This window comes from Streptomyces sp. SAI-127, assembly GCF_029894425.1.
Taxonomy (GTDB): Bacteria; Actinomycetota; Actinomycetes; order Streptomycetales; family Streptomycetaceae; genus Streptomyces.
This window is the reverse complement of the sequence record NZ_JARXYJ010000001.1, coordinates 838,980-859,480: the sequence shown is the minus strand read 5'-3', so window position 1 is coordinate 859,480 and position 20,501 is coordinate 838,980. Positions and strand designations below refer to the sequence as shown.

At 70.4% G+C, this 20,501-nt stretch carries 20 protein-coding genes; 11 read left to right on the top strand and 9 right to left on the bottom strand.

Going from position 1 to position 20,501, the window contains the following annotated elements:
* Positions 1–7 precede the first annotated feature (7 nt).
* Positions 8–379, bottom strand: coding sequence for an antibiotic biosynthesis monooxygenase family protein (locus M2157_RS04175; RefSeq protein WP_280860431.1), 372 nt, complete (start codon positions 377–379; stop codon positions 8–10).
* An 85-nt stretch (positions 380–464) separates the two neighbouring features.
* Positions 465–1,259: an alpha/beta fold hydrolase gene (locus M2157_RS04170; protein WP_280860430.1), complete on the bottom strand. Its 795-nt coding sequence runs from the start codon at positions 1,257–1,259 to the stop codon at positions 465–467.
* Positions 1,260–1,401: 142 nt separating this feature from the next.
* Here M2157_RS04170 and M2157_RS04165 point away from each other — a divergent pair, with 142 nt between their 5' ends.
* The 4 genes from M2157_RS04165 to M2157_RS04150 all read left to right on the top strand — a co-directional run bounded on the left by M2157_RS04165 (position 1,402) and on the right by M2157_RS04150 (position 5,804).
* Complete coding sequence (locus tag M2157_RS04165) at positions 1,402–2,004, top strand: TetR/AcrR family transcriptional regulator (protein WP_280860429.1); 603 nt, start codon at positions 1,402–1,404, stop codon at positions 2,002–2,004.
* Positions 2,005–2,479: 475 nt separating this feature from the next.
* Positions 2,480–3,631, top strand: a complete 1,152-nt coding sequence (locus tag M2157_RS04160) for an amidohydrolase family protein (protein ID WP_280860428.1) — start codon at positions 2,480–2,482, stop codon at positions 3,629–3,631.
* A gap of 306 nt (positions 3,632–3,937) precedes the next feature.
* The gene (locus M2157_RS04155) at positions 3,938–4,642 is read left to right on the top strand and encodes a response regulator transcription factor (RefSeq protein ID WP_280864458.1); all 705 of its coding nucleotides are present in this window, start codon (positions 3,938–3,940) and stop codon (positions 4,640–4,642) included.
* Between the two features lie 22 nt (positions 4,643–4,664).
* On the top strand, positions 4,665–5,804 hold the full coding sequence (locus M2157_RS04150) for an ATP-binding protein (protein WP_280864457.1): 1,140 nt from the start codon (positions 4,665–4,667) through the stop codon (positions 5,802–5,804).
* Here M2157_RS04150 and M2157_RS04145 read toward each other — a convergent pair.
* On the bottom strand, positions 5,792–6,343 hold the full coding sequence (locus M2157_RS04145) for an SUKH-4 family immunity protein (protein WP_280864456.1): 552 nt from the start codon (positions 6,341–6,343) through the stop codon (positions 5,792–5,794). The genes M2157_RS04150 and M2157_RS04145 overlap by 13 nt on opposite strands.
* Positions 6,344–6,516: 173 nt before the next feature.
* Here M2157_RS04145 and M2157_RS04140 point away from each other — a divergent pair, with 173 nt between their 5' ends.
* Both M2157_RS04140 and M2157_RS04135 read left to right on the top strand, forming a co-directional pair.
* Positions 6,517–7,581: a zinc-binding dehydrogenase gene (locus M2157_RS04140; protein ID WP_280864455.1), complete on the top strand. Its 1,065-nt coding sequence runs from the start codon at positions 6,517–6,519 to the stop codon at positions 7,579–7,581.
* Between the two features lie 97 nt (positions 7,582–7,678).
* The gene (locus tag M2157_RS04135) at positions 7,679–8,830 is read left to right on the top strand and encodes an acyl-CoA dehydrogenase family protein (RefSeq protein ID WP_280860423.1); all 1,152 of its coding nucleotides are present in this window, start codon (positions 7,679–7,681) and stop codon (positions 8,828–8,830) included.
* Here M2157_RS04135 and M2157_RS04130 read toward each other — a convergent pair.
* The 6 genes from M2157_RS04130 to M2157_RS04105 form a co-directional block, all read right to left on the bottom strand.
* Positions 8,824–9,345 (bottom strand): PaaI family thioesterase, encoded by a 522-nt coding sequence (locus tag M2157_RS04130; protein ID WP_280860422.1) that lies wholly within the window; start codon positions 9,343–9,345, stop codon positions 8,824–8,826. The two genes, M2157_RS04135 and M2157_RS04130, sit on opposite strands and share 7 nt — an antisense overlap.
* Before the next feature lie 16 nt (positions 9,346–9,361).
* Positions 9,362–10,336, bottom strand: a complete 975-nt coding sequence (locus M2157_RS04125) for an LLM class flavin-dependent oxidoreductase (protein WP_280864454.1) — start codon at positions 10,334–10,336, stop codon at positions 9,362–9,364.
* A complete protein-coding gene (locus M2157_RS04120; protein ID WP_280864453.1) occupies positions 10,333–12,762 on the bottom strand; it encodes a GNAT family N-acetyltransferase in 2,430 nt (809 codons plus the stop codon). The genes M2157_RS04125 and M2157_RS04120 overlap by 4 nt, the downstream gene beginning before the upstream one ends.
* Positions 12,763–12,800: 38 nt before the next feature.
* Positions 12,801–13,880: an amidohydrolase family protein gene (locus tag M2157_RS04115; RefSeq protein ID WP_280860419.1), complete on the bottom strand. Its 1,080-nt coding sequence runs from the start codon at positions 13,878–13,880 to the stop codon at positions 12,801–12,803.
* A gap of 97 nt (positions 13,881–13,977) precedes the next feature.
* Positions 13,978–14,940 carry an electron transfer flavoprotein subunit alpha/FixB family protein gene (locus M2157_RS04110; protein WP_280864452.1) on the bottom strand — a complete coding sequence of 321 codons (963 nt, stop codon included), beginning with the start codon at positions 14,938–14,940 and terminating at the stop codon, positions 13,978–13,980.
* A 39-nt stretch (positions 14,941–14,979) separates the two neighbouring features.
* Positions 14,980–15,741, bottom strand: coding sequence for an electron transfer flavoprotein subunit beta/FixA family protein (locus M2157_RS04105; RefSeq protein WP_280868162.1), 762 nt, complete (start codon positions 15,739–15,741; stop codon positions 14,980–14,982).
* A 161-nt stretch (positions 15,742–15,902) separates the two neighbouring features.
* On the opposite strand from M2157_RS04105, the gene M2157_RS04100 reads away from it, so the two are divergent.
* From M2157_RS04100 to M2157_RS04080, 5 genes are read left to right on the top strand one after another with little or no spacing between them, the layout of a single operon-like run.
* Positions 15,903–17,225: a phenylacetate--CoA ligase family protein gene (locus M2157_RS04100; protein WP_280860417.1), complete on the top strand. Its 1,323-nt coding sequence runs from the start codon at positions 15,903–15,905 to the stop codon at positions 17,223–17,225.
* Positions 17,225–17,935, top strand: coding sequence for a hypothetical protein (locus M2157_RS04095; protein ID WP_280864451.1), 711 nt, complete (start codon positions 17,225–17,227; stop codon positions 17,933–17,935). Before M2157_RS04100 ends, M2157_RS04095 begins: the two co-directional genes overlap by 1 nt.
* 23 nt (positions 17,936–17,958) lie before the next feature.
* Positions 17,959–18,870 (top strand): SDR family oxidoreductase, encoded by a 912-nt coding sequence (locus M2157_RS04090; RefSeq protein WP_280864450.1) that lies wholly within the window; start codon positions 17,959–17,961, stop codon positions 18,868–18,870.
* A gap of 1 nt (position 18,871) precedes the next feature.
* On the top strand, positions 18,872–19,345 hold the full coding sequence (locus M2157_RS04085; protein ID WP_280860414.1) for an OB-fold domain-containing protein: 474 nt from the start codon (positions 18,872–18,874) through the stop codon (positions 19,343–19,345).
* Positions 19,342–20,490 carry a thiolase family protein gene (locus M2157_RS04080; RefSeq protein WP_280860412.1) on the top strand — a complete coding sequence of 383 codons (1,149 nt, stop codon included), beginning with the start codon at positions 19,342–19,344 and terminating at the stop codon, positions 20,488–20,490. Before M2157_RS04085 ends, M2157_RS04080 begins: the two co-directional genes overlap by 4 nt.
* Positions 20,491–20,501 lie beyond the last annotated feature (11 nt).

Genomic DNA, 20,501 nt, shown 5'->3' with positions numbered 1-20,501 from the left:
GCGGTCGTCATTCTCCTTCGCAGATGCCCTCGACAGCGAACTTCTGGTAGAGGTGCGGGTAGGCGACGGTGCCGGCAGGGTAGCGCCCCAGGTGCGAGGCGAACTCCGGCGTGCCGAGTGCCGCACGGAGGTGCTCGGTCGACTTCCAGACCGCGACGTTGGTGAAGAGCCGGCTGCCGCCGATACCCCGGTACAGCTGCACCGAGAGGAGGCTCCCCGACTTCTTCATGTACTCCGCGTCGCCCGTCCAGGCGGCCACCACCTCATCCTCCTTGCCTTCCGGGGCGACAAAGGTGTTGATGATGGTGACCGGGCCGGCCGTCTCCTTCTGCTGGTCGTGGAAGTGGGTGGACTCGTCGAGGTGGCCGAAGCTGAGCATGGTTCCTCCATGGACTCGTGTGTAGTGAGTTGTGATCGGTCCGGGTGAGGGGCCACGCCCTGCGGCCCCCGCCCGAGGTCTGCGTTCAGGCGTGGTGCTTGTCGAGGAAGTCGGTGATGAGCTGCAGCCACTCGGCGGTCCGCTCCAGCATCGGCAGGTGGCCGGTGGCGATTTCCGCGAGCTGGGCGCCGGGGATGGTCTCGGCGAGCCGGCGGTGCAGGTCGGTGGAGACGAGCCGGTCGTCGGTGGTCGAGACGACCAGAGTGGGGACCGTGATGCCGGCGAGGTCGTCCCGGACGTCGACGTGGCCGACGAGGTCGGTCTGCTCGGAGCTGCCGTCGGCGACGGAGCCGGCGGTGTAGCCGAGGGTCTGCCGCAGTTGCTCGGCAGGCATCGACTCCAGTGCCTGGGTGCCGAGGGCCATCATGAGCAGGAACTCGGCGAGCAGCTCGCGGTCTCCGGACGCGGCGATCTTGCTCTGGATCGAAGAGGCAAGAGCGAGCCGGTTGTCGCGGTGCGGGAAGGCGGCGGTCAGGACGAGTGCGGTGACGCGCTCGGGGTGGCGGGCCGCGGCACGGATGGCGACCGGGCCGCCGAGGGAGTAGCCGGACACGGCGAAGCGGTCGAGGCCCTCCGCGTCGGCGGCGGCGACGAGCTGGTCGGCGAGGTCGTCGACGGACAGCGGGGTCGCGGAACGCGGGGTGTCTCCGCTCCCGGGGTAGTCGATGCCGACGACGGTGTGGCGGGCGGCGAGGGCTTCCAGGACCGGGCCGTAGGTACCGGCCAGGCTGCTGCCGGCGCCGTGGGCGAGGAGAAGACCAGAGCCGGAGCCGAGGCGAGTGCGGGCGAACGTGGGTGCGGTCAGGTTACGAGGTGACATGGCCGTCTGCCTTTCGAAGGGCCGACACGCAAGAATCATCCAGTGCGTGTGATTACTTCCCAAGGTCTATCACACGGAGCGTATGATTCGGGCGTGTGACGTCAATCACACGCCCCGTATGATGTGCCGGTAGGGTGGCCGCATGAAGCAGCCCCTCCACCGCCGGCAGCCGACCCAGAGCAACCCGCGCGTGCAGCGCACCCGCAACCGTGTGCTGGCCGTCGCCCGGGAACTGCTGCCTCAGGTCGGACCGGCCGGGCTGACCTACGCCCTGCTGGCCGAGCGGTCGGACGTCACCCGTCAGACCCTGTACCGGCACTGGCCCACCCGAGCCGCGCTGCTCTTCGACCTCGTCCTCGAAGGCCCCGACCTCGGCACCTATCCCGAACCGGGCAGCGACGTGGGCGCCGTGGCCACCGCCTGGCTGAAGAGCCTGCGCGCCGGCGTCAGCGTGCCGGCCGTGCGGGCCGCGGCCCTGGCCGTAACCGCCCAGGCCGACCACGATCCCGACAGCGCCCGGGCGCTCGTCCGCATCGGTGAAGACCGCTACGTCGGCTTCAACAGGCTGCTGGAGCCTGCGGGCATCCAGATCAGCGAAGACGAGTTCACCCTGCTGTACGGGCCCGTCCTCGCCCGGCTCTTCCTCGACCGCGGCCAGGTCACCGACGCCTTCATCGACGCCGTCGTGGCCCAATGGCTCACCACGCTGCAGCCGGCCGACGCGCCGCGGGACTTCCGGGAGTAGTCGCTCTCGTAGGTACGGGCGGTACGGGCGCCAGTCCGGCGATCGGCTTCATGGAAGCTTCATGTGCTGAGTGGTAGGTGCTTTATGGGGCGGCAGTTGTCTGACGGTCATGCACGTACGCCTCGTCCCGCTGGTGGACCACGTTGATCACCCTGCTGTGCGACACCTGACGTCGGCGGTTGGCACCGCGGTGTCCGGTTCCGTCGTGATCCTCGCGGGTCCGCTCCAGAGCCGACTGCCGGCCGACGCGTTTACGTCGGCGCCGTGGGGCTCCCACGCCTGAGCACCGGATCGACCTGCTGGCGGCAACAGGCCCGGTCAAGGGGCGACTTGGCCGCTTGCGCTCCCCGTGTCGATCTGTCGACCTGCCGACCTGACGGCGACACCGTGACGCACGCACATACGACCTGACTCGCACACAGAACGAAGAGGAGACCCGGAAATGAACCTGCGAGGGAACATCTCGCGTCGAAGGATGATCGAAGGGGCATCGGCCGCGGCGCTCGTCACGGCGGCTGCGGCCACGGTGCCTGCTGCCATGGCCAGTCCGGAGACGGCAGCGTCCGGGCCGGGGCTGCCGAAGGGCAACTGGCGTATCGATACCCACGCGCACTACTCCCCGGACGTGTACAACGACTACCTGAAGCGCTACGGCCTCCTCGGCGCCATCACCGGTGCGTACGGTCCGTGGTCGGTCGATCGGCACCTGGCCTTCATGGACCAGTACCGGATCCAGGCCAGCGTCCTGTCCTTCGGCGACCTCCAGGTCACCGTCGGCCCGGTCGACGACCGGCGCGCCACCGCCCGAGCGGTCAACGACTACGCCCGCGACCTCGTGCAGACCCGCGGTGACCGGTTCGGGATCTTCGCGGTCACCCCGATGCCCGACATCGAAGGCTCGGTGGCCGAGGTGGACCGCGCGCTCGGCGAACTGGACCTCGACGGCATCTGCCTTCTCACCAACTACAAGGGCACCTACCTGGGGGACCCCTCGTTCGCGCCGCTGTACGAGATCCTCAACGACCGCGGTGCCTACGTCTACGTCCACCCGACGGGTCCGGAGGTGAACCCGGCTCCGAAGCTCTGCTTCGGCCCCGACATCCCGGCCGGGAACAACGTCTTCGAGTACACCTTCGACGCGACCCGTGCGATGACGAGCCTGATCTACAACGGTGTCCTGCGGGACTACCCCAGCATCCGCTGGCACTTCACGCACAGCGGCGGAGCACTGCCGTTCCTGGCCTACCGGCTCGCGACCCGGCACTCGGCCTTCCCGCCCTTCAACGAGGTGCTGCCGGAAGGCCCCCTGAAGTACATCAAGCGGCTGTACTTCGACGACGCACAGGCGTTCACCGCCGCGCAGTTGCAGCCGCTGGCCTCGCTGGTGCCCGCCGAGCACATCATGTTCGGCAGCGACTGGCCGGCGACCCGCCACCTCTACGCGGCCGACAACGTCGAGACGATGCCCTTCCTCAAGGGCAGCCTGCCGCTTCTCCGGGCAGGCGACCCGGAACCGACCGTCGACGAGATCTACAACCGGCGCCAGCGGATCGCTCTCGAGCGGAACAACGCCCTCGAGCAGTTCCCGAAGCTGAAGGCGCGTATACGCCGCTCCGCCTCTCGCTGAACTGCGACCGTACGCCGGCGCGGCTGACGGCGGGGAACATCGACGGAGATCGACGTCGCCCGGGCGGGCGAGCGCGGACGCAGGCTGGGGCAGCCGGTGCCTGATCTGCCCGGCGGCGGAGGCCGGTGGGCAGGTCGGCGTGGAGAAGGATCACGGTGCATCGGTCGCCCCCCGCAGGCCGTCGCCGGCCACGACAGACACCGTACGCTGGCGGCATTCGAGGCCCTCTGCCTCCATGCCGCGGCTGCCCCGCAGCATGACGGCTGCCCCTCCCTCTTCCCACCTCGGCGATGGAAAGCGAGCACGATGAGTACGCAGCGGGTTCTGGTCGTCGATGACGAGCCCAAGATCCGCATGACCGTGCGCGGTTACCTGGAGGCGGACGGGTTCCACGTCGTCGAAGCCGCGGACGGGCCGTCCGCCCTGCAGGCGGTCACCCGCCACCGGCCGGACCTCGTGGTGCTCGACGTGATGCTTCCGGGCCTGGACGGATTCCAGGTCCTGCGCCGCATCCGGGAGGCGAGCCGGATTCCGGTGATCATGCTCACCGCCCGGGACGAGGAGGTCGACCGGCTGATCGGCTTCACCACCGGCAGCGACGACTACGTCACCAAGCCGTTCAGCCCCCGCGAACTGGCACTGCGCGTACGCGCCATCCTGCGGCGCACCGACAGCCGGTCCGAGGCGGACCACGAGGACGGCGTGCTGCGCTTCGACGGACTGACTGTCGATCCCGGGACACGGACCGTGCTGGTCGACGCCGACCGGCCGGTGGAGCTGTCCGCCCTCGACTTCGATCTGTTGTTCGCGATGGCCCGTGCCCCCGGGCGGGTCTTCACGCGGCGCGGCCTGCTGGCCCAGGTGTGGGGCGATGACTTCTTCGGCGACGAGCGCGTCGTGGACGTGCACATCCGCACTCTGCGACGCGCGCTGGGCGACGACGCGGGCGCACCCCTGTTCGTGGGAACCGTCCGCACCATCGGCTACCGGTTCATCGGGCGCCCCGCCTAGCGGTCAGGAAGGACACCCGCCCATGCCTGCCTCCGGCTTTCCGGCCTACCACCGGTCTCGTGCGCGGCTGCGCCGCATCAAGGAGCGTCTGTCGCTCCGCAACCGGCTGGTGCTCTCGCACATCATGGTGCTCCTCCTGGCACTTGCGGCCATGGCGGCGATCAGCGCGCTGATCGAGGTGTGGCTCGGTTTTGCCGACATCGAGGGCGACGTGGTCCTGCAGGTCGGCCTTCTGTTCGGAGGGGCCGCGGCTTTCCCGGCCTCCGTCGCCCTGTCACGGTTTCTGCTGCGTCCGCTCGACAGGGTGCGCGCCGCCACGCGCCGGCTCGCCGAGGGACACTACGACGACGTCCTCGAACTTCCCAGCGAACCGGGCCTGGCAGCACTGGTCGAGGACGTCAACAAGCTGGCTGCCGCCCTCGCCGACACCGAGCGCCGCCGCGCCCGGCTGATCTCCGAGGTCGCCCACGAGATGCGCACCCCCATCACCATCCTTCGCGGCCAGATTGAGGGCATGGCCGACGGCATCTTCATCCCCGACGAGGCGATGTTCGCCTCCCTCGCCGACGACCTCGACCGGCTGCAGCGCCTGGCAGGCGACCTCTCCAGCCTGTCCCGGTCGGAGGAGGGCGCCTTCGATCTTCGCCGCAAGCCCACCGACGTGGCCATGCTGGCTCGGAGCACAGCCGAGCGACTGCGCCCCCAGTACGACGATCAGAAGGTGACCCTTGCCGTTGACGCAGGCACACCCGTCGCGGCTTTCTGCGACCCCGACCGGATCAGCCAGGTCCTGGTGAACCTGCTCGGAAACGCACTGGCCGCATGCGATCGGCAGGGACATGTGGCGTTGTCCGTGCACGCTGAACCGTCTCCCGCGCACCATGTGATCGTCCGCGTCATGGACGACGGCATCGGCATCGCCGAACACGACCTGGAGCGCATCTTCCACCGCTTCGAACGCCTTGAGCATCCCGGCCGGCCCGCTGCCGCCGGCGGCAGCGGCATCGGCCTGACCATCGCCAGGGGCATCGCCCGAGCCCACGGCGGAGACATCACCGCGGAATCCGCCGGCCTGGGCAAGGGAGCGACGATCACCTTGCACCTACCGCAGGATCACGTTCCCGGGGGCGGCCTGCCTTTGGTCTCCCCTCAGTTCGCGTAATCGCCCATCGCTACGTCGTCGCACAGGGTCTCCCAGAACCCGTTGTGGGCGAGTGCGGTGTCATCAAGGGTGGTGACAAGCTCGCGCAGCTCGTCCGCCGCCGCCTGGAATCTCTCCTCCTCGCCTTCCTCGTAGAACGGGAAGCGGGCGATCGTGGCCGCGACGCACTCGTGGAAGATTCCGAGGTCCCTGTTCACGTGGTTGGCGGTTGTGGACTCGGGCGTGGGGATGTGCACCACGCGACGGGTCGCCACGTCGATGCCGAGCCGCCCGAACAGGCCGCTGGTCCCGAAGACGAGCAAACCGCTCTCACCGACCCCGTTCAGGAGCGCCGCCTCGCTCAGCGGTTGGTATTCGTGACCGATCAGCCCGGCCGGGATGCCCATCTGCCGCAGATCGCCGACGATCTCGTCGGGCACGTCTGAGCAGCCGATGCGCGCGATGGCGTACTGGGGCAACGGCAATGGTGGCAGGTCCCGAATCACGCGAACATCATCCTCGAGCTGGGTCTGTCGCCGCCAACCGGCAAGCCCCGGCATAGCGGGAGCAGGGAGCGCCCGGCTTCATGGAAGCTTCATACGCCGAGTGGTACGGGTTTTATGGGGCGGCGGTTGCCTGGTGGTTGGGCAGCTTCCTCGTCCCGCCTTCGATCGCCAGCGCTGGGTGCGTGGAGCCTGCGATGAATTGCGTATCGATCTGAAGGAACGTGAGAGTGGAACAGACCATGATGGCGGTCCGCCTGTTCGAACATGGCGGGCCCGAGGTGCTCAAGTACGTCGAGGCGCCGGTTCCCGAGGTCGGCCCCGACGACGTCCTGATGCGCGTGCACGCCACGGCCGTCAACAGCTGGGACCTGCGCTACCGTGCGGGCAACCTGCCGCAGCCCCTGCCAGGACGGCCGCCGTGGCCGTTGCCGTTCCAGCTCGGGCGGGACGCGGCCGGTGAAATCGTCGCCACCGGAGACAACGTCACCCGCTGGCGCCCCGGCGACCGGGCGGTACAGCTCCCGCACCCGCCGTGCCGCACCTGCCCGCTGTGCCTGCGCGGCCTGGAAAACCTGTGCGTCGACACCGCCTACCCCGGACACCAGGTCTTCGGCGGCTACGCCCAGTACGTCGTGCGCCGCCAGGACGCCATCCTGCCCATCCCCGACGGCGTCGACTACCCAACCGCCGCCGCCACCATGTGGACCTACACCACCCCCCTCAACTGCGCCCGCCAGGCACCCGTCGGTCCCGGCGACACGGTGGTCATCACCGGCGCCAGCGGCGGCATGGCGATCGCCTGCGCCCAGCTGGCGAAACTCAGCGGAGCCACCGTCATCGGCACCACCACCAAACCCGACCGCGACGAAGCACTCAAAAGGCTCGGCTACGACCACATCGTGCACTCCACCGACCCCCAACTGCCCGCACACATACGGGAGCTGACACGCGGCCTGGGTGCCGACGCCGTCTGGGACTGCGTCGGAGGCAGCGACTTCTTCCAGCTCTCCCTCGCCTGTACACGGCTCGGCGGCACCGTCATCGTCCTGGGCACACCCACCGACCAGGGATCCCGCCTCGAACTCGACGCACTCGCGCTCATCGGCCAACAGGTCAAAATCGCCGCCGTCCGCGGCGCCACCCTGCGCGACCAGCAGCTGTGCCTGGAACTGCTGGCGGCGGGAAAGATCACCCCGATCATCGACCGTGCCTACCCCCTGGAACAGGCAGCCGAAGCCCACACCTACCTCGAAAGCCACCGACAGACCGGCAAAGTGCTCCTCCTGCCGTAACCCCCCAGCGGGGTTCCGGCAGTACTACCGTTGCCATCTATCCGCTAACATAGAACAATTAGATAGATGAATAGCCTAGTGCTGGCAAGGAGTGGCCGTGGACTTCGGACTGACCGACGAGCAGGACCTGTTGCGTGCGACGGCTCGGAAGTTCGTCGCCGACGTGTGCCCGGCCGAGAAGGCCAAGCAGTGGGACGAGGAGAGCGTCGTACCGCCCGAGCTGTTTCGGGGCATGGCCGACCTCGGGTGGTTCTCGCTCCCGTTCGCCGAGGACGAGGGCGGTGACGGCGGCGGACCACTGGAGCTCATCCTGATCGCCGAGGAGCTCGGGCGGGCCAGTTTCGACGTCGCCATGTGCTACATCGGAGTGCTCATCCCCGGCATCACGGTGTTCCGGTGGGGCAGCGAGGCGCAGCGCGACTTCATCCGCGAGCAGGTGATGACGGGCCGCCACCGGCTCGCCGTCGGTCTCAGCGAGCCGGACAGCGGGTCCGACGCCGCGGCGCTGCGCACCACCGCCGAGGACCACGGGGACAACTTCCTCGTCCGTGGCCAGAAGGCCTGGTGCACGGGCGGCGGCCTGCCCGACACCACCATCGCCACTTACGTGCGGACCGGGCCCCGCGAACCCAAGCACGGCGGCATCAGCCTGCTGCTCGTCGATCCCGCGACCGAGGGCGTCGAGGTGCGCCGGACGCCGACACTGGCCCGGCACATCCTGGGCACCAACGAGGTCTTCTTCAACGACGCCCTGGTGCCGAAGGAGAACCTCGTCGGCCCGCGCGACGAGGGCTGGAAGGTGATGCTCTCCAACATCGAGCTGGAGAAGGTGATCATCAGCGGGGGCTATCTGGGCGCCGCGCAGGCCACGCTCGACGAGATGCTCGAATACGCCCGCAACCGGCACGCCTTCGGCCGGCCGATCGGCAACTTCCAGGCCCTCGCGCACGCCATGGCCGACCTGCAGACCGAGATCGACTCCGCCCGGCTGCTCGCCTACCGGGCGGCCTGGCTGCTCGCCCAGGGCAAGCCGTGCACACGGGAAGGGTCGATGGCGAAGCTGAAGGGCTCGGAGACGTACGTGGCGGCCGCCCGGCTCGGGATGCAGGTCTGCGCGGGCCACGGGTTCTCGACGGAGAGCGTGATGAGCTTCCGCTACCGGGAGTCGATCGTGGCCACGATCTCCGGAGGAACGAGCCAGATCCAGCGCAACGGCATAGCCCGCAGCATGGGGCTCAGGTCCTACTGAGCCCCGCCGTCCAGGTCCTGACCGGCCAGCCACTCCTGGTGCCGTGCGAAGTGGCCCTGGTCCCGGGTCACCCAGATCCCGGAGACCCGGGCCAACACGGCCCGCGTCGGCAGCAGCACCATCTCGCCCGCGATGTACCAGCGCCTGCCCTCCCGCTTCTCCACCCAGGCCCGGACCTCCAGCGGCCGTTCCACCGGCACCGGCTTCACGAAGCTCACCGTCAGTTCCGCCGTCACGCTCAACACCCGGTGCAGCAGTGGCAGATGGCCGAGGCAGTCGTCCAGTACGGCCGCGGTCCAGCCGCCGTGCGCGACCTCGGGCCCGCCCTCCTGGTCTCGCGGGCAGGACAGCTCGAACCGCGCCGACCCGTCCTCGTCGAGCCGCTCGTGCTCCACTCCCAGTCGGCAGGAACCGGCGGCGCGACACGCCCCGCACAGGGCCACCCCGCCAGGGGTCCGGGGCGGCTCCTGGAAGTCCGCCCCCGCCCACGGCCCCGTCGGTGACGACTCCGACATGCTGTGACTCCTCGTGTCAGACATCGGCAAGCAGCGGACGCAGCTTCCCGGCGATGAGCTGGACCTGCCGGGCCACCATCTCCTCGGGCATCCCGGCCAGCGAGGCCCACAGGAACACGCCCTCCACCGGCAACCCTGCCACGTACGCCCTGATGGCATCGGCGACGTCCTGCGGGGTGCCGTAGAGGAACTGACCGACGCCGGTCGCGCTGAGCCCCGTCTCCCGCCACTTCTCGGGGTCGATGGGGCGGGGGAGCGGCTGGTCGGTGCCCTCCACCATGTACCGGCGGTAGCTGTCCCACTGGTACGCCAGGTGCTTGCGTACGACCGGCCAGTCGCCGTCGGGGTCCTCGGTGACGAAGGTGGTGAACGAGCCCTGCATACGGGCCGCCGACAGGTCGTACCCGCTCTCGGCGAGCCCTTCCCGGTACGGCGTCAGCAGCGCGGGGTTGAGCGACAGCAGACCGGTGCCGAGCCGGCCGGCCCGTCGGGCGCCCTGCGGGCCCTGGTAGCCGAGCCAGATCGGCAGCGGATCCTGGACCGGGCCCGGGGTGACCAGGGACTCGGCCCACAGGCCGCGGATCTCCCGTACCCGCTGATCGGTCGTGGAGTAGCGCTTGGTGAGGTCGCCGCCGTACAGCCGGTACTCGGGCACCCGGTAGCCGGTGCCGAGCCCGAGGTCCAGGCGGCCGTCGCTGATGATGTCCACGAGCGCGGCCTGTTCGGCGATCTCGGGGGCCGCGTGCAGCGGTGCGGGGATGACCGCGGTGCCGAGGCGGACCCGACGGGTGCGGGCGGCGACCGCGGCCGCCATGGTGAGCGGCTGGGGGAGATAGCCGTCCTCGAAACCGTGGTGTTCCGAGAACCAGACCGAGTCGAGGCCGAGCCGGTCCGCCTCCTCGCACATCTCCAGGGCGAACCCGTACACGCGCGACCAACTCTGCTGCCACGGCGGCGGGTTGCGCAGGTCGAAGTAGATGCCCACCTTCATGAGGAGCCTCCTGCTGCTGTGTTGTCGGCAAGTCGGATCGTCGCGTGCGCGACGGCCACTCCGTCCCCGGGCGGCAGGAGCCGTACCGGGCGCAGTTCCAGCGCCTCGATCTCCGGGTGGTCCTCGACCATCGCCGAGATGCGCAGGACGGTCTCCTCAAGGGCCGCGAGGTCCACTCCCGGGCCCCCGGTCCGGCCGTCCAGCAGCGGGGCGGCCCGCAGTGAGCGGACCATCTCGCGGGCGTCGCGGTCGCTGAGCGGGGTGACGCGGTGGGCGACGTCCGCCATGAGGTCGGCGTAGTCCCCGGTGAGGCCGAAGGCGACCACCGGGCCGAAGACCGGGTCGGCTCGGACGGTGAGGAACGCGTCGGGTCCGGGGCCCGGTTCACCCCCGCGTACGGCGATTCCGTACGAGGCGAGCAGTTCTGCGGCGACCGCTGCGGGGACCGGGCCGGGGGCACAGGAGGCGATCAGCGACCGGGCCCGCTCGACGTCGACTCCCGCGAGGTCGGGTACGACGCCCGCCGGGGTGCTGCGCCAGGCCTGGTAGGCCGCCGCGTGTCCGAGCGAGGTGGCAGCCGCCTCGGGGAACGTGTACGTCGGTACCACCAGGTCGCCCCGGTGCAGAAGGTCGGCGACGCCCGCGCCGCCCAGGAAGCTGGCCAGCACGGGTTTGTCGGGCCGGGCCGCGGCCGCGTCGAGGATCGCCGACGCCACCTCGTCGGGCTTGTCCGCCAGCGGCGGCATGAACAGGACGACGGCCGCGTCGATGCCGTCGTCCGCCAGGGCGGCGTCCAGCGCCTGCCGGTAGTGGGTAGCCGTGGCGGTGGGCGTCAGGTCGATCGGGTTGGAGACGTCGGCGTGGGACGCGAGGGCCGGACGGAGCGTCTGCCGAATGCGCTCACCGAGCGCGGGCACGCACAGACCGCTCGCCACGCACGCGCCGACCGTCAGCGCGGCCGGGCCGCCCGCGTTGGTGATCACGGCGACCCGGTTGCCGGGCGGGGGAGGCTGGTGGGCGAGCAGCAGGGCGACGTCGAACAGCTCCTGGAGGCTGCGGGTGCGGATCACACCGGACTGGGCGAACAGCGAGCCCACCGCCGAATCCGCGTGGCCCGGATGGACGGCGACGATCGGTTTGCGCGGCGCGATCCGGCGGGCGACGCGGGCGAACCGGCGCGGATCGCCGAAGGTCTCGACGTGCAGCAGGATCACCGAGGTGCCCGGGTCCTCCTCCCACCACTGGAGCAGTTCGTCGGTGGAGACGTCGACGGCGTGGCCCACCGACACAAAGCCGGAGAAGCCGAGCCGCAGCCGCCGGGCGAAGTCGAGCACCGCGAGCCCGAGCGGCCCGGACTGGCTGGACATCGCCACCCGGCCGGGCGTCGGCAGGGCGGGCGAGAAGGTCGCGGCCAGTCGCGCCGCGGGGGTCGTGTTGACCACGCCCATACAGTTCGGGCCCACCAGCCGCATTCCGGAGGCGCGGGCGAAACGCGCCAGCTCCAGCTCGCCGGCTCGTCCGTCGGCTCCGGTCTCTCCGAAGCCCGTCGAGACGACGACCACCGCCTTGACCCCGGCCTCCGCGCACTCCCGTACGACACCGGGTACGGCCTCGGCGCGTACGGCCACCAGCGCCAGGTCCGGCGGCTCGGGCAGGTCCCGGACGCTTGCGTAGGCCCGCGCCCCGGCGATCTGCCCGGCGCGCGGGTTGACGGGGAACACACTGCCGGCGAAGCCGCCCCGCAGCAGGTTGGCCACGATCTCGTGGCCGATCGTCAGCGGATCCCGGTTCGCGCCGATCACGGCGACCGAGCGCGGTTCGAGCAGGGGCTTGAGCGAGCGCCGTACGGCCGTCTGTTCGCGGCGCTCGGCCCGCGCCACGGCCTGGGCCTGCGGATCGACGGCGATCTCGAAGTGGATGATCTGGCCGGGCGGGCCGGCTTCTATCCGGTAGCCGGAGCCGAGGAAGACGTTGATCATCCGGGCGTTGTCGGCGAGGACGTCGGCCTCCAGCACCCGGATGCCCCGTGCGCGCGCGGCGGCGGCGACGTGCTCCAGGAGCAGTCTGCCGAACCCCTCGCTCTGGTGGTCGTCCCGGATCGTGAACGTGACCTCGGCGTGTTCCGGTTCCTCCGGGTCGCGGACGTAGCGCACCAGCCCGGCGATCTCGTCACCGGCCAGGGCGACGAGCGCCAGCTCGTTGAGGTAGTCCACGTGGGCGCCGCGCCGGATGACGTCGTCGCGGGCGCGGACCACCGGGCCGAGGGAGCGGTAGGCCAGGGTGGCCCGGGACAGGGTGCCGACGAACGCGACCAGTCGGTCGGCGTCCTCGGGCCGGATGGGCCGGACGAAGGTCGACCGCCCGGTCCTGACGAGTCCGGGCCGTTCCAGGTCTTCGGGATACGAGGGGTACGGGGAAGTGGTCACAGGAGATGCGTCCGAAAGCCTCGCGCCGTCGGCGCCGCTCAGACGGCCGCCTCCTGGGGAGTCTGCTCCGGCAGGCGGAAGAGCTCGTTGAAGGTGCCGCGGGTGACGCGCTCGCGGATGTCGTCCGACACGCCGTCGAACAGGTCGTGGAGCGTGGACTGGGTGTGGCCGTAGGTGCCTTCCAGGTGGGGGTAGTCGTCGCCCCACATCACGTTGCGGTAGCCCGTCGACTCGACGATCTCCACCGAGCTCTTGTCGTGCTGGAAGGAGGCGTACACCTGCTGCCTGATGATCTCGCTGGGCAGCCGGCTCAGCTTCGGCCGGACGAACATGCCGTGCTGGCGGTAGGCCTCGTCCATGCGGTCGCCGATGGCCGGCACCCAGCCGGCGCCGCCCTCGGCGATGAGGATCCTCAGGTCCGGGTGACGGTCCAGGGCACCGCCCGCGACCATGTGGGAGACCACCCGCATGCCCGGGTAGGTCGTCTCCATGTAGTTGACCACCGCGCCGCCGGGCCCGCGGAAGACGACGTTCTGACCGCCCGTGCCGATGTGGAAGGCGAGCACCAGACCGGCCCGCTCGACCGCCGTCCACAGCGGCTCCCAGCGGTCGAGGGCGTACTCCTCGCCGTCCCGCGTGGAACACGGCAGGAAGACGGCCTTGAACCCCAGCTCCGCCACCCGTTCCACCTCGGCGACCGCGTCGTCGATGTCGGCGGTCGAGAGGCAGGCGGTGGTGATGACGCGCTTGTTCTTGCGGAGGATCTCCTCGTGCGCCCAGTCGTTCCACGCCCGTACGGTCTCCCGGGCCAGCTCCCGGTCGGTGATCGACACCAGCCAGAACCCCATGGAGGGGAAGGCCAGTTGGGACCACACACCCTCCTGGTCGAGGTCCTTGAGGCGGACCTTCAGGTCCCAGGCACCCGGCGGACGCATGGCGTCCATGAAGTCGCCGAGCTGGCGGTCGATGCGCTCCCCGTCGATGTAGAGCATCTCGTACTTCTCGCCGCGCTCGCTGCGCGGGGCGCGGGCGCCGAGCCGAGCGGGCAGCCTCTCGGTCCACACGTCGGCGGGTTCCATCACATGGGAGTCCCCGGAGTTGACCCAGATCTTCGTCATGACGCTCCTTCGGGTCAGGGCTGCAAGCTCAATGGATGCAATCAGTTAGCGATTTTAGTTGTATGGCTGGCTGAAGGGAAGGCCGGGCCTGGAAAGATCAGCTCCGGCGCCGCTCGATCTCGTCCACCAGCTGCGGCAGCACCGTGAAGAGGTCCCCGACCACGCCGTGGTCGGCGAGCTCGAAGATCGGGGCGTCGGCGTCCTTGTTGACGGCGACGATGGTCTTGGACGTCTGCATGCCCGCCCGGTGCTGGATCGCGCCGGAGATACCGGCGGCGAGATAGAGCTGGGGGGAGACCTGGGTGCCTGTCTGGCCGACCTGGTGGCTGTGCGGATACCAGCCCGCGTCCACGGCCGCGCGGGACGCCCCGACGGCCGCACCGAGCGCGTCGGCGACCCGTTCGATGAGGGCGAAGTTCTCGGCGCCGTTCACCCCGCGACCGCCGGAGACCACGATGTCGGCCTCGGTCAGCTCGGGCCGGTCGCCGCGCTCCCGCGGTGTGCGGGACAGGATCCGGACGGCGGCGGAGGCGGGGCCGAAGGTGACGTCCTGCTTCTCGATGACAGGTTCGGCGGGGGTGGCCTCGGGGGCGGCGGCGTTCGGCTTGACCGTGATCACCGGCACGCCCTGGGTGACGTGTGCGGTGACCTGGTACGTCGCGGCGAACGCCGACTGCTCGGTGACCGGCCCGTCGGGTCCTGCGGTGACATCGACGGCGTCGGTGATGAGTCCGGAGCCGAGCCGCAGCGCGACCCGTGCGGCGATCTCCTTGCCGTCCGGACCGGACGGCACCAGGATCACCGCCGGGCCGGTGCGCTCGGCGATCTGTGTGAGGGCGTCCACTGCCGGGGTGACGAGGTACTCGTCGACCTCGGGGGCGTCGACGACGTAGATCTTCTGGGCGCCGTACCGGCCGAGCACCTCGGTCGCGGCGTCCGCGCCCGGCCCCAGGAAGACGGCCGAGGGCTCGCCCAAGCGGCGGGCCAGGGTGAGCAGTTCGAGGGTCGGCTTGCGTACGGCACCGTCGACGTGGTCGACGAGGACGAGGATCTCGGCCACGGTGATGCAACTCCTTCAGGTATTCAAGGGCGGGCGCGGTCAGATGAACTTCTTCGTGGTGAGGTACGCGGCCAGTCCGACGCCGCCCGTCCCCTCGTCGGTGACGATCTCGCCCTTGGTGCGCGGCGGGCGCCTGGTCGCGGTGTCCACGGCGGACCGCGCCCCGGCCGGACCGACCTGTGCGGCCTCGATGCCGAGGTCGACGAGGCCGAGGGTCTCCACCGGCTTCTTCTTCGCGGCCATGATCCCCTTGAAGGAGGGGTAGCGGGCGTCCCCGGAACGGTCGGTCACGGAGATGACGGCCGGCAGGGTGCCCTCGATCCGTACGGTGGCGCCGTCGCCCTCGCGGCGGCCGGTCACGGTTCCGTCCTCGATCGCCAGGTCTTCGAGGTGGGTGACGGCCGGGACGCCGAGCCGCTCGGCCAGCAGCGCAGGCAGGACGCCCATGGTGCCGTCCGTCGAGGCCATCCCGCACAGCACGAGATCGAAGCCGTGCCGCTCGATCGCCTTGGCCAGCACCAGTGACGTGCCGAACGCGTCGCTGCCCTCGATGTCCTCGTCGCTGACATGGATCGCCGCGTCACCGCCCATGGCCAGTGCCTTGCGCAGGGCGTCGCGTGCGTCTTCGGGGCCGACGGTGAGATAGGTGATCTCGGCGTCGGGGTCCGATTCGGCCAGGCGCAGCGCCTGCTCGACGGCGTACTCGTCGAGTTCGGACAGCAGCGAGTCGACCGACGCGCGGTCGGTGGTGCCGTCCTCGGTGAAGGTGCGGTCCGCCGTGGCGTCGGGAACGTGCTTCACGCAGACAACGATCTTCACGGCAGCCCTCCTGTGGTTCAATGAGTGCTAATAGTTAACTATATAGATCGACGGAGCGCGAGCCTCGCGCTCAATCCGTCGAATTGGTTGACTGATTGCGCTGATAGCTGGAAGATCTGGGCACTGAGCCGCGAGGAGGCGCCATGGTCGGTGACAGGGACACCGCTGACAGGTACTTCGAGCCCCAGGTGGAGACCATGCCGCGCGAGGAACTGCGCGCGCGACAGGAGAAACAGCTCCTGGAGCTCGTCGAGTACGCCTACGCCAACTCGGCCTTCTACCGCGAGCTGTGGGACGAGCATGGGGTCCACCCGCGCGACATCCGGTCCCTGGAGGACTTCCGGGCACGCATCCCGTTCATCACCAAGGACATGATCCGCGCCTACCGGAGCCGCACCGGCGATGCCTTCGCCGGCCTGCTCTGCGTCCCGGTCGAGGAGCTGACCTCGGTCTCCTCCAGTTCCGGAACCACCGGCGACCCGGAGTTCTTCGCCGAGATCTGGCAGGACGCACCGCCCCTGGTGACCGCACAGGTACGTGACCTGTGGGAGCTGGGCCTGAGGCCCGGAGACCGGGTCCTGAGCCCGCCCGGCACCTTCCGCAACTTCATGGACGCCGGCTTCCAGGCGCTGGGCGCGGTGGTCATCGAGGTGGACACCTGGATGGGCAACATGCCCGAGGTCGTCGAGGCCCTGCGCACCTACCGCCCCGCCTACCTGCAGATGATGTATCCGCAGATGGTGGAGCTGGAGCACCTGGCCGAGAAGACCGACCTGAGGGAAGCCTTCTCCTCCCTCAAGGGCGCCTCCTGCGCCGGCCAGCCCCTCAGCCGGAAGATGCGCGAGCGGATCCGCGACGACTGGGGCATCGACGTCTACGAGTACACCAGCGCCGCCGACACCGGCACCGCCTGGGAGTGCCGCGAGCACGACGGCTTCCACATCTGGGAGGACACCGTCTTCGCCGAGTGCGTCGAGGTCGACGAGCACGGCTGGCACGACGTCCCCGAGAGCGACCTGGGCGAACTGGTCGCCACCGACCTGGACAACCGGGCCGCGCCGCTGATCCGTTACCGCAGCGAGGACCTCGTCCGCCTGTCCCGCGACACGTGCGGCTGCGGCCGTACCCACGCCCGCATGTGGGTGGCCGGGCGGCGCGGCGACGAGACGGTGGTCCAGGGCCGCTCTGTCGTCCTGCGGGACGTCTGGCAGGCGGTGGAGGACCAGCCGGAGACCGTCGCGGGGGTCTTCCAGATCGTCCGGGACCGGCGCGAGGTCGACGAACTGCGGCTGCGCGTCGGCTACGACCCCCATCTCACCGGCGACGTCGACGCCCTGGCCGGACGCCTGAGCGAGGCCGTGCGCGAGCGGACCGGAGTCAAGCCGGTGCTCGACATGCGCACCGAGGAGGACCTGTTGAAGACCATGACCAGCGTCGCCAAGTTCCCCCGGGTGGTGAAGACCTGATGGCCCGCGCCGACACCCTGGCCCGCGCCAGGACGCTCGACCGCCCCGAACTCGCCTATCTCATGCGCTTCCCGACCGCCGACGGCGTCCGGGACCTGGAGCTGACCTGGGCGGAACTCGCCCGGGACACCGAGTGGGCCACCGCACGCCTGCGGGAGCACGGCCTCGCCGCCGGGCAACGGGCCCTGCTGACCGCCTCCGGCTTCGAGGGCTTCTGGGGACACGCGGTGATCGGCGCCCTGCGCACGCTCAAAGTGCCGTACGGCATCGCCGAGGCGATGGGCTGGGACCATCGCCGCACCGCGGTCTTCCACCGCGAGCTCACCCCGCACGCGGTGATCGGCCTGTCGGCGGAGACGCTGGAAGGACTCGCCGGCATGGCCGACATCGGCGAGATGTTCCGGTCCACCCCTGTCGTGCTGGCCCGGCCCGCCGCCATACCCGTCCTGCGCGGAGTGGGGGTGACCGCCTCCGTGATCTCGGCGGTGGGACCGGCTCTCGCGCTGGAGTGCCCCGAGCGGAGCGGCGCACATGTCAACGCCGCCGAATGGCGGTTCGGCGAGCGGGACGGACAGCTGACCGTGGCATCGGGAGAGGGGCGCACCTCGCCCCTGCCCGAGACACCGCTCGGCATCACCGGCCGCGTCGTCACCGGCCGGTGCGGCTGCGGCAGCGACACCCCGCGAGTCCTGCTCGCCGAGGCCAACTGACCTTTCCGATGGAGGAATTGAGCATGTCTGAAGGAGTGGTCGAAGGCCGGATCGCGGTCGTCACCGGCGCCGGCAACGGGATCGGCCGGGCGCACGCCCTGGCGTTCGCCGCACACGGGGCGAAGGTCGTCGTCAACGACCTGGGCGGCGGACGGGACGGCGGGGGCGCCTCCGCCGGGCCCGCGCAGAGCGTGGTCGACGAGATCGTCGCGGCCGGTGGCGAGGCGGTGGCCAACACGGACGACATCTCCACCTGGGAGGGCGCCGGCCGGCTCGTCCGGCAGGCCGTGGACACCTACGGTGGCCTGGACGTGCTGGTCAACAACGCCGGCATCCTGCGCGACCGGATGATCGTGTCGATGACCGAGCGGGACTGGGACAGTGTGATCGCCGTCCACCTCAAGGGCAGCTTCGCCACACTGCACCACGCGGCCGCGTACTGGCGCGAGCGCGCCAAGGCCGGCCAGTCCAACGACGCCCGGGTGATCAACACGACCTCCCCGTCCGGCATCTTCGGCAACCCCGGCCAGTCCAACTACGGCTCCGCGAAGGCCGGCACCGCCAGCCTCACGATCATCGCCGCCGCCGAACTCGCCCGCTACGGCGTGACGGTGAACGCCATCGCGCCCACCGCGCTGACCCGGCTGACCGAGGACATCGAGATGATGAAGCAGGCCGCCGAGAGTCAGGACCTGACCCCCGAGGCCATCTCGCCCCTGGTGGTGTGGCTGGGCTCGGCAGCCTCGCGCGAGGTCACCGGCAGGGTGTTCGGCGTCGTCGGCAACCGCATCACCGTGCTGGAGGGCTGGGTCAACGGCCCCGCCGCGAGCGCCGACACCCGCTGGACCCCGGAGGAGCTGTCCTCCGTCGTCCCGAACCTGGTGGCCAAGGCGGCTCCGAACGCCGACGCCCTCGGCAGCCGGAACGGAGCCTGAGATGACGACGACACAACGCCCCGTCGCCGAGGGCCTGTTCACCTGGCCGCCCGCCGCCGCGCCCCTCCGGCTGATCGGTTCCGAGTGCCGGGTGTGCGGCCTGGTGAGCTTCCCGGCCGCCGCGACCTGCGTCCGGTGCGCGAGCGACGAGTCGAAGGAACGGCTCCTGGCGGACCGCGGCACGCTCTGGACGTACACGACCCAGGACTTCCGCCCGCCGTCCCCGCCGTACGACGGCCCCCAGACCTTCGAGCCCTACGCCGTCGGATACATCGAACTCCCCGGCGAGCTGCTGGTCGAGGCCCGCCTCACCGAACCCGACCCGGAGAAGCTGCGGATCGGGCAGGACATGCGGCTGACGCTCGTGCCCTACACCGTGCAGGACGACGGCACCGAGGTCGTCACCTTCGCGTTCGCCCCGGTCGAAGAGGCCACCCGGATCGAAGAGTCCGCCCGGATCGAGGAGGCGTCATGACCGAGGCCGTCATCATCGGGGTGGGCCTCCACCCCTTCGGCCGCTTCCCCGGCAAGCCCGCGCTGGACATGGGCGCGGACGCGGTACGGCTGGCGCTCGCCGACGCGGGCGTGAACTGGCCGCAGATCCAGGGCGGTTACATCGGCAGCTACGAGGTCGCCAACCCGGACGCGATCGTCGGCCGGCTCGGCCTGACCGGCATACCGATGCGCGGTGTCTTCAACGGCTGCGCGACGGCCGGTACGGCGGTGGCGCTGGCCGCCCGCGCGATCGAGACCGGTGAGCACGACCTGACCATCGCGATCGGCCTGGACAAGCACCCGCGCGGCGCGTTCGCCGCCGACCCGTCCGTGGCCGGCATCCCCTCCTGGTACGGGCAGACCGGGCTCTTCCTCACGACCCACTTCTTCGGCATGAAGATCAACCGCTATATGCACGAGCACGGCATCTCCCACGAGACGCTGGCTCGCGTGGCCTCGAAGAACTTCCGCAACGCGGCCGGCAACGAGAAGGCCTGGCGGCGTACGCCCCTGTCGCCCGAGGAGGTCCTCGCCTCCCCGGTCCTCAACTACCCCCTGCGCCAGTTCATGTACTGCGGCCCGAACGAGGGCGCCGCGGCCGTCGTGATGTGCCGGGCCGACCAGGCCCACAAGTACACCTCCACCCCCGTACGGGTCCGTGCCACCTCCCTGCGCAGCCGCAGGCTCGGCGCGTTCGAGGTGCAGAGCCCGTCGTTCCCGGTGGGGGAGCCCGTGGACAGCCCGAGCGTGGAGGCGTCCCGGGAGGCGTACGAACGCGCGGGCATCGGCCCCGAGGACGTCGACGTCGCCCAGCTCCAGGACACCGACGCCGGTTCGGAGGTCATCCACATGGCGGAGAACGGCCTCTGCAAGGACGGCGAGCAGGAACGCCTCATCGCCGAGGGCGCCACCGAGATCGGCGGCCGGCTCCCGGTCAACACCGACGGCGGACTGCTCGGCAACGGCGAACCGATCGGCGCGTCAGGGCTGCGCCAGATCCACGAGATCGTCCTCCAGCTGCGCGGTACGGCGGGCACGCGCCAGATCCCCGGCACACCGCGCGTCGGCTACACCCACCTGTACGGCGCGCCCGGCGCGTCGGCGGTGACGATCCTCTCGACCTGACAGCGGAGCGA

Coding starts and splice junctions, on each gene's coding strand:
- M2157_RS04080 (WP_280860412.1), top strand. CDS start 19,342: ATGACCGAGGCCGTCATCATCGGGGTGGGCCTCCACCCCTTCGGCCGC.
- M2157_RS04145 (WP_280864456.1), bottom strand. CDS start 6,343: ATGCCGGGGCTTGCCGGTTGGCGGCGACAGACCCAGCTCGAGGATGAT.
- M2157_RS04165 (WP_280860429.1), top strand. CDS start 1,402: ATGAAGCAGCCCCTCCACCGCCGGCAGCCGACCCAGAGCAACCCGCGC.
- M2157_RS04175 (WP_280860431.1), bottom strand. CDS start 379: ATGCTCAGCTTCGGCCACCTCGACGAGTCCACCCACTTCCACGACCAG.
- M2157_RS04090 (WP_280864450.1), top strand. CDS start 17,959: ATGTCTGAAGGAGTGGTCGAAGGCCGGATCGCGGTCGTCACCGGCGCC.
- M2157_RS04095 (WP_280864451.1), top strand. CDS start 17,225: ATGGCCCGCGCCGACACCCTGGCCCGCGCCAGGACGCTCGACCGCCCC.
- M2157_RS04085 (WP_280860414.1), top strand. CDS start 18,872: ATGACGACGACACAACGCCCCGTCGCCGAGGGCCTGTTCACCTGGCCG.
- M2157_RS04130 (WP_280860422.1), bottom strand. CDS start 9,345: ATGTCGGAGTCGTCACCGACGGGGCCGTGGGCGGGGGCGGACTTCCAG.
- M2157_RS04100 (WP_280860417.1), top strand. CDS start 15,903: ATGGTCGGTGACAGGGACACCGCTGACAGGTACTTCGAGCCCCAGGTG.
- M2157_RS04115 (WP_280860419.1), bottom strand. CDS start 13,880: ATGACGAAGATCTGGGTCAACTCCGGGGACTCCCATGTGATGGAACCC.
- M2157_RS04160 (WP_280860428.1), top strand. CDS start 2,480: ATGATCGAAGGGGCATCGGCCGCGGCGCTCGTCACGGCGGCTGCGGCC.
- M2157_RS04170 (WP_280860430.1), bottom strand. CDS start 1,259: ATGTCACCTCGTAACCTGACCGCACCCACGTTCGCCCGCACTCGCCTC.
- M2157_RS04150 (WP_280864457.1), top strand. CDS start 4,665: ATGCCTGCCTCCGGCTTTCCGGCCTACCACCGGTCTCGTGCGCGGCTG.
- M2157_RS04125 (WP_280864454.1), bottom strand. CDS start 10,336: ATGAAGGTGGGCATCTACTTCGACCTGCGCAACCCGCCGCCGTGGCAG.
- M2157_RS04155 (WP_280864458.1), top strand. CDS start 3,938: ATGAGTACGCAGCGGGTTCTGGTCGTCGATGACGAGCCCAAGATCCGC.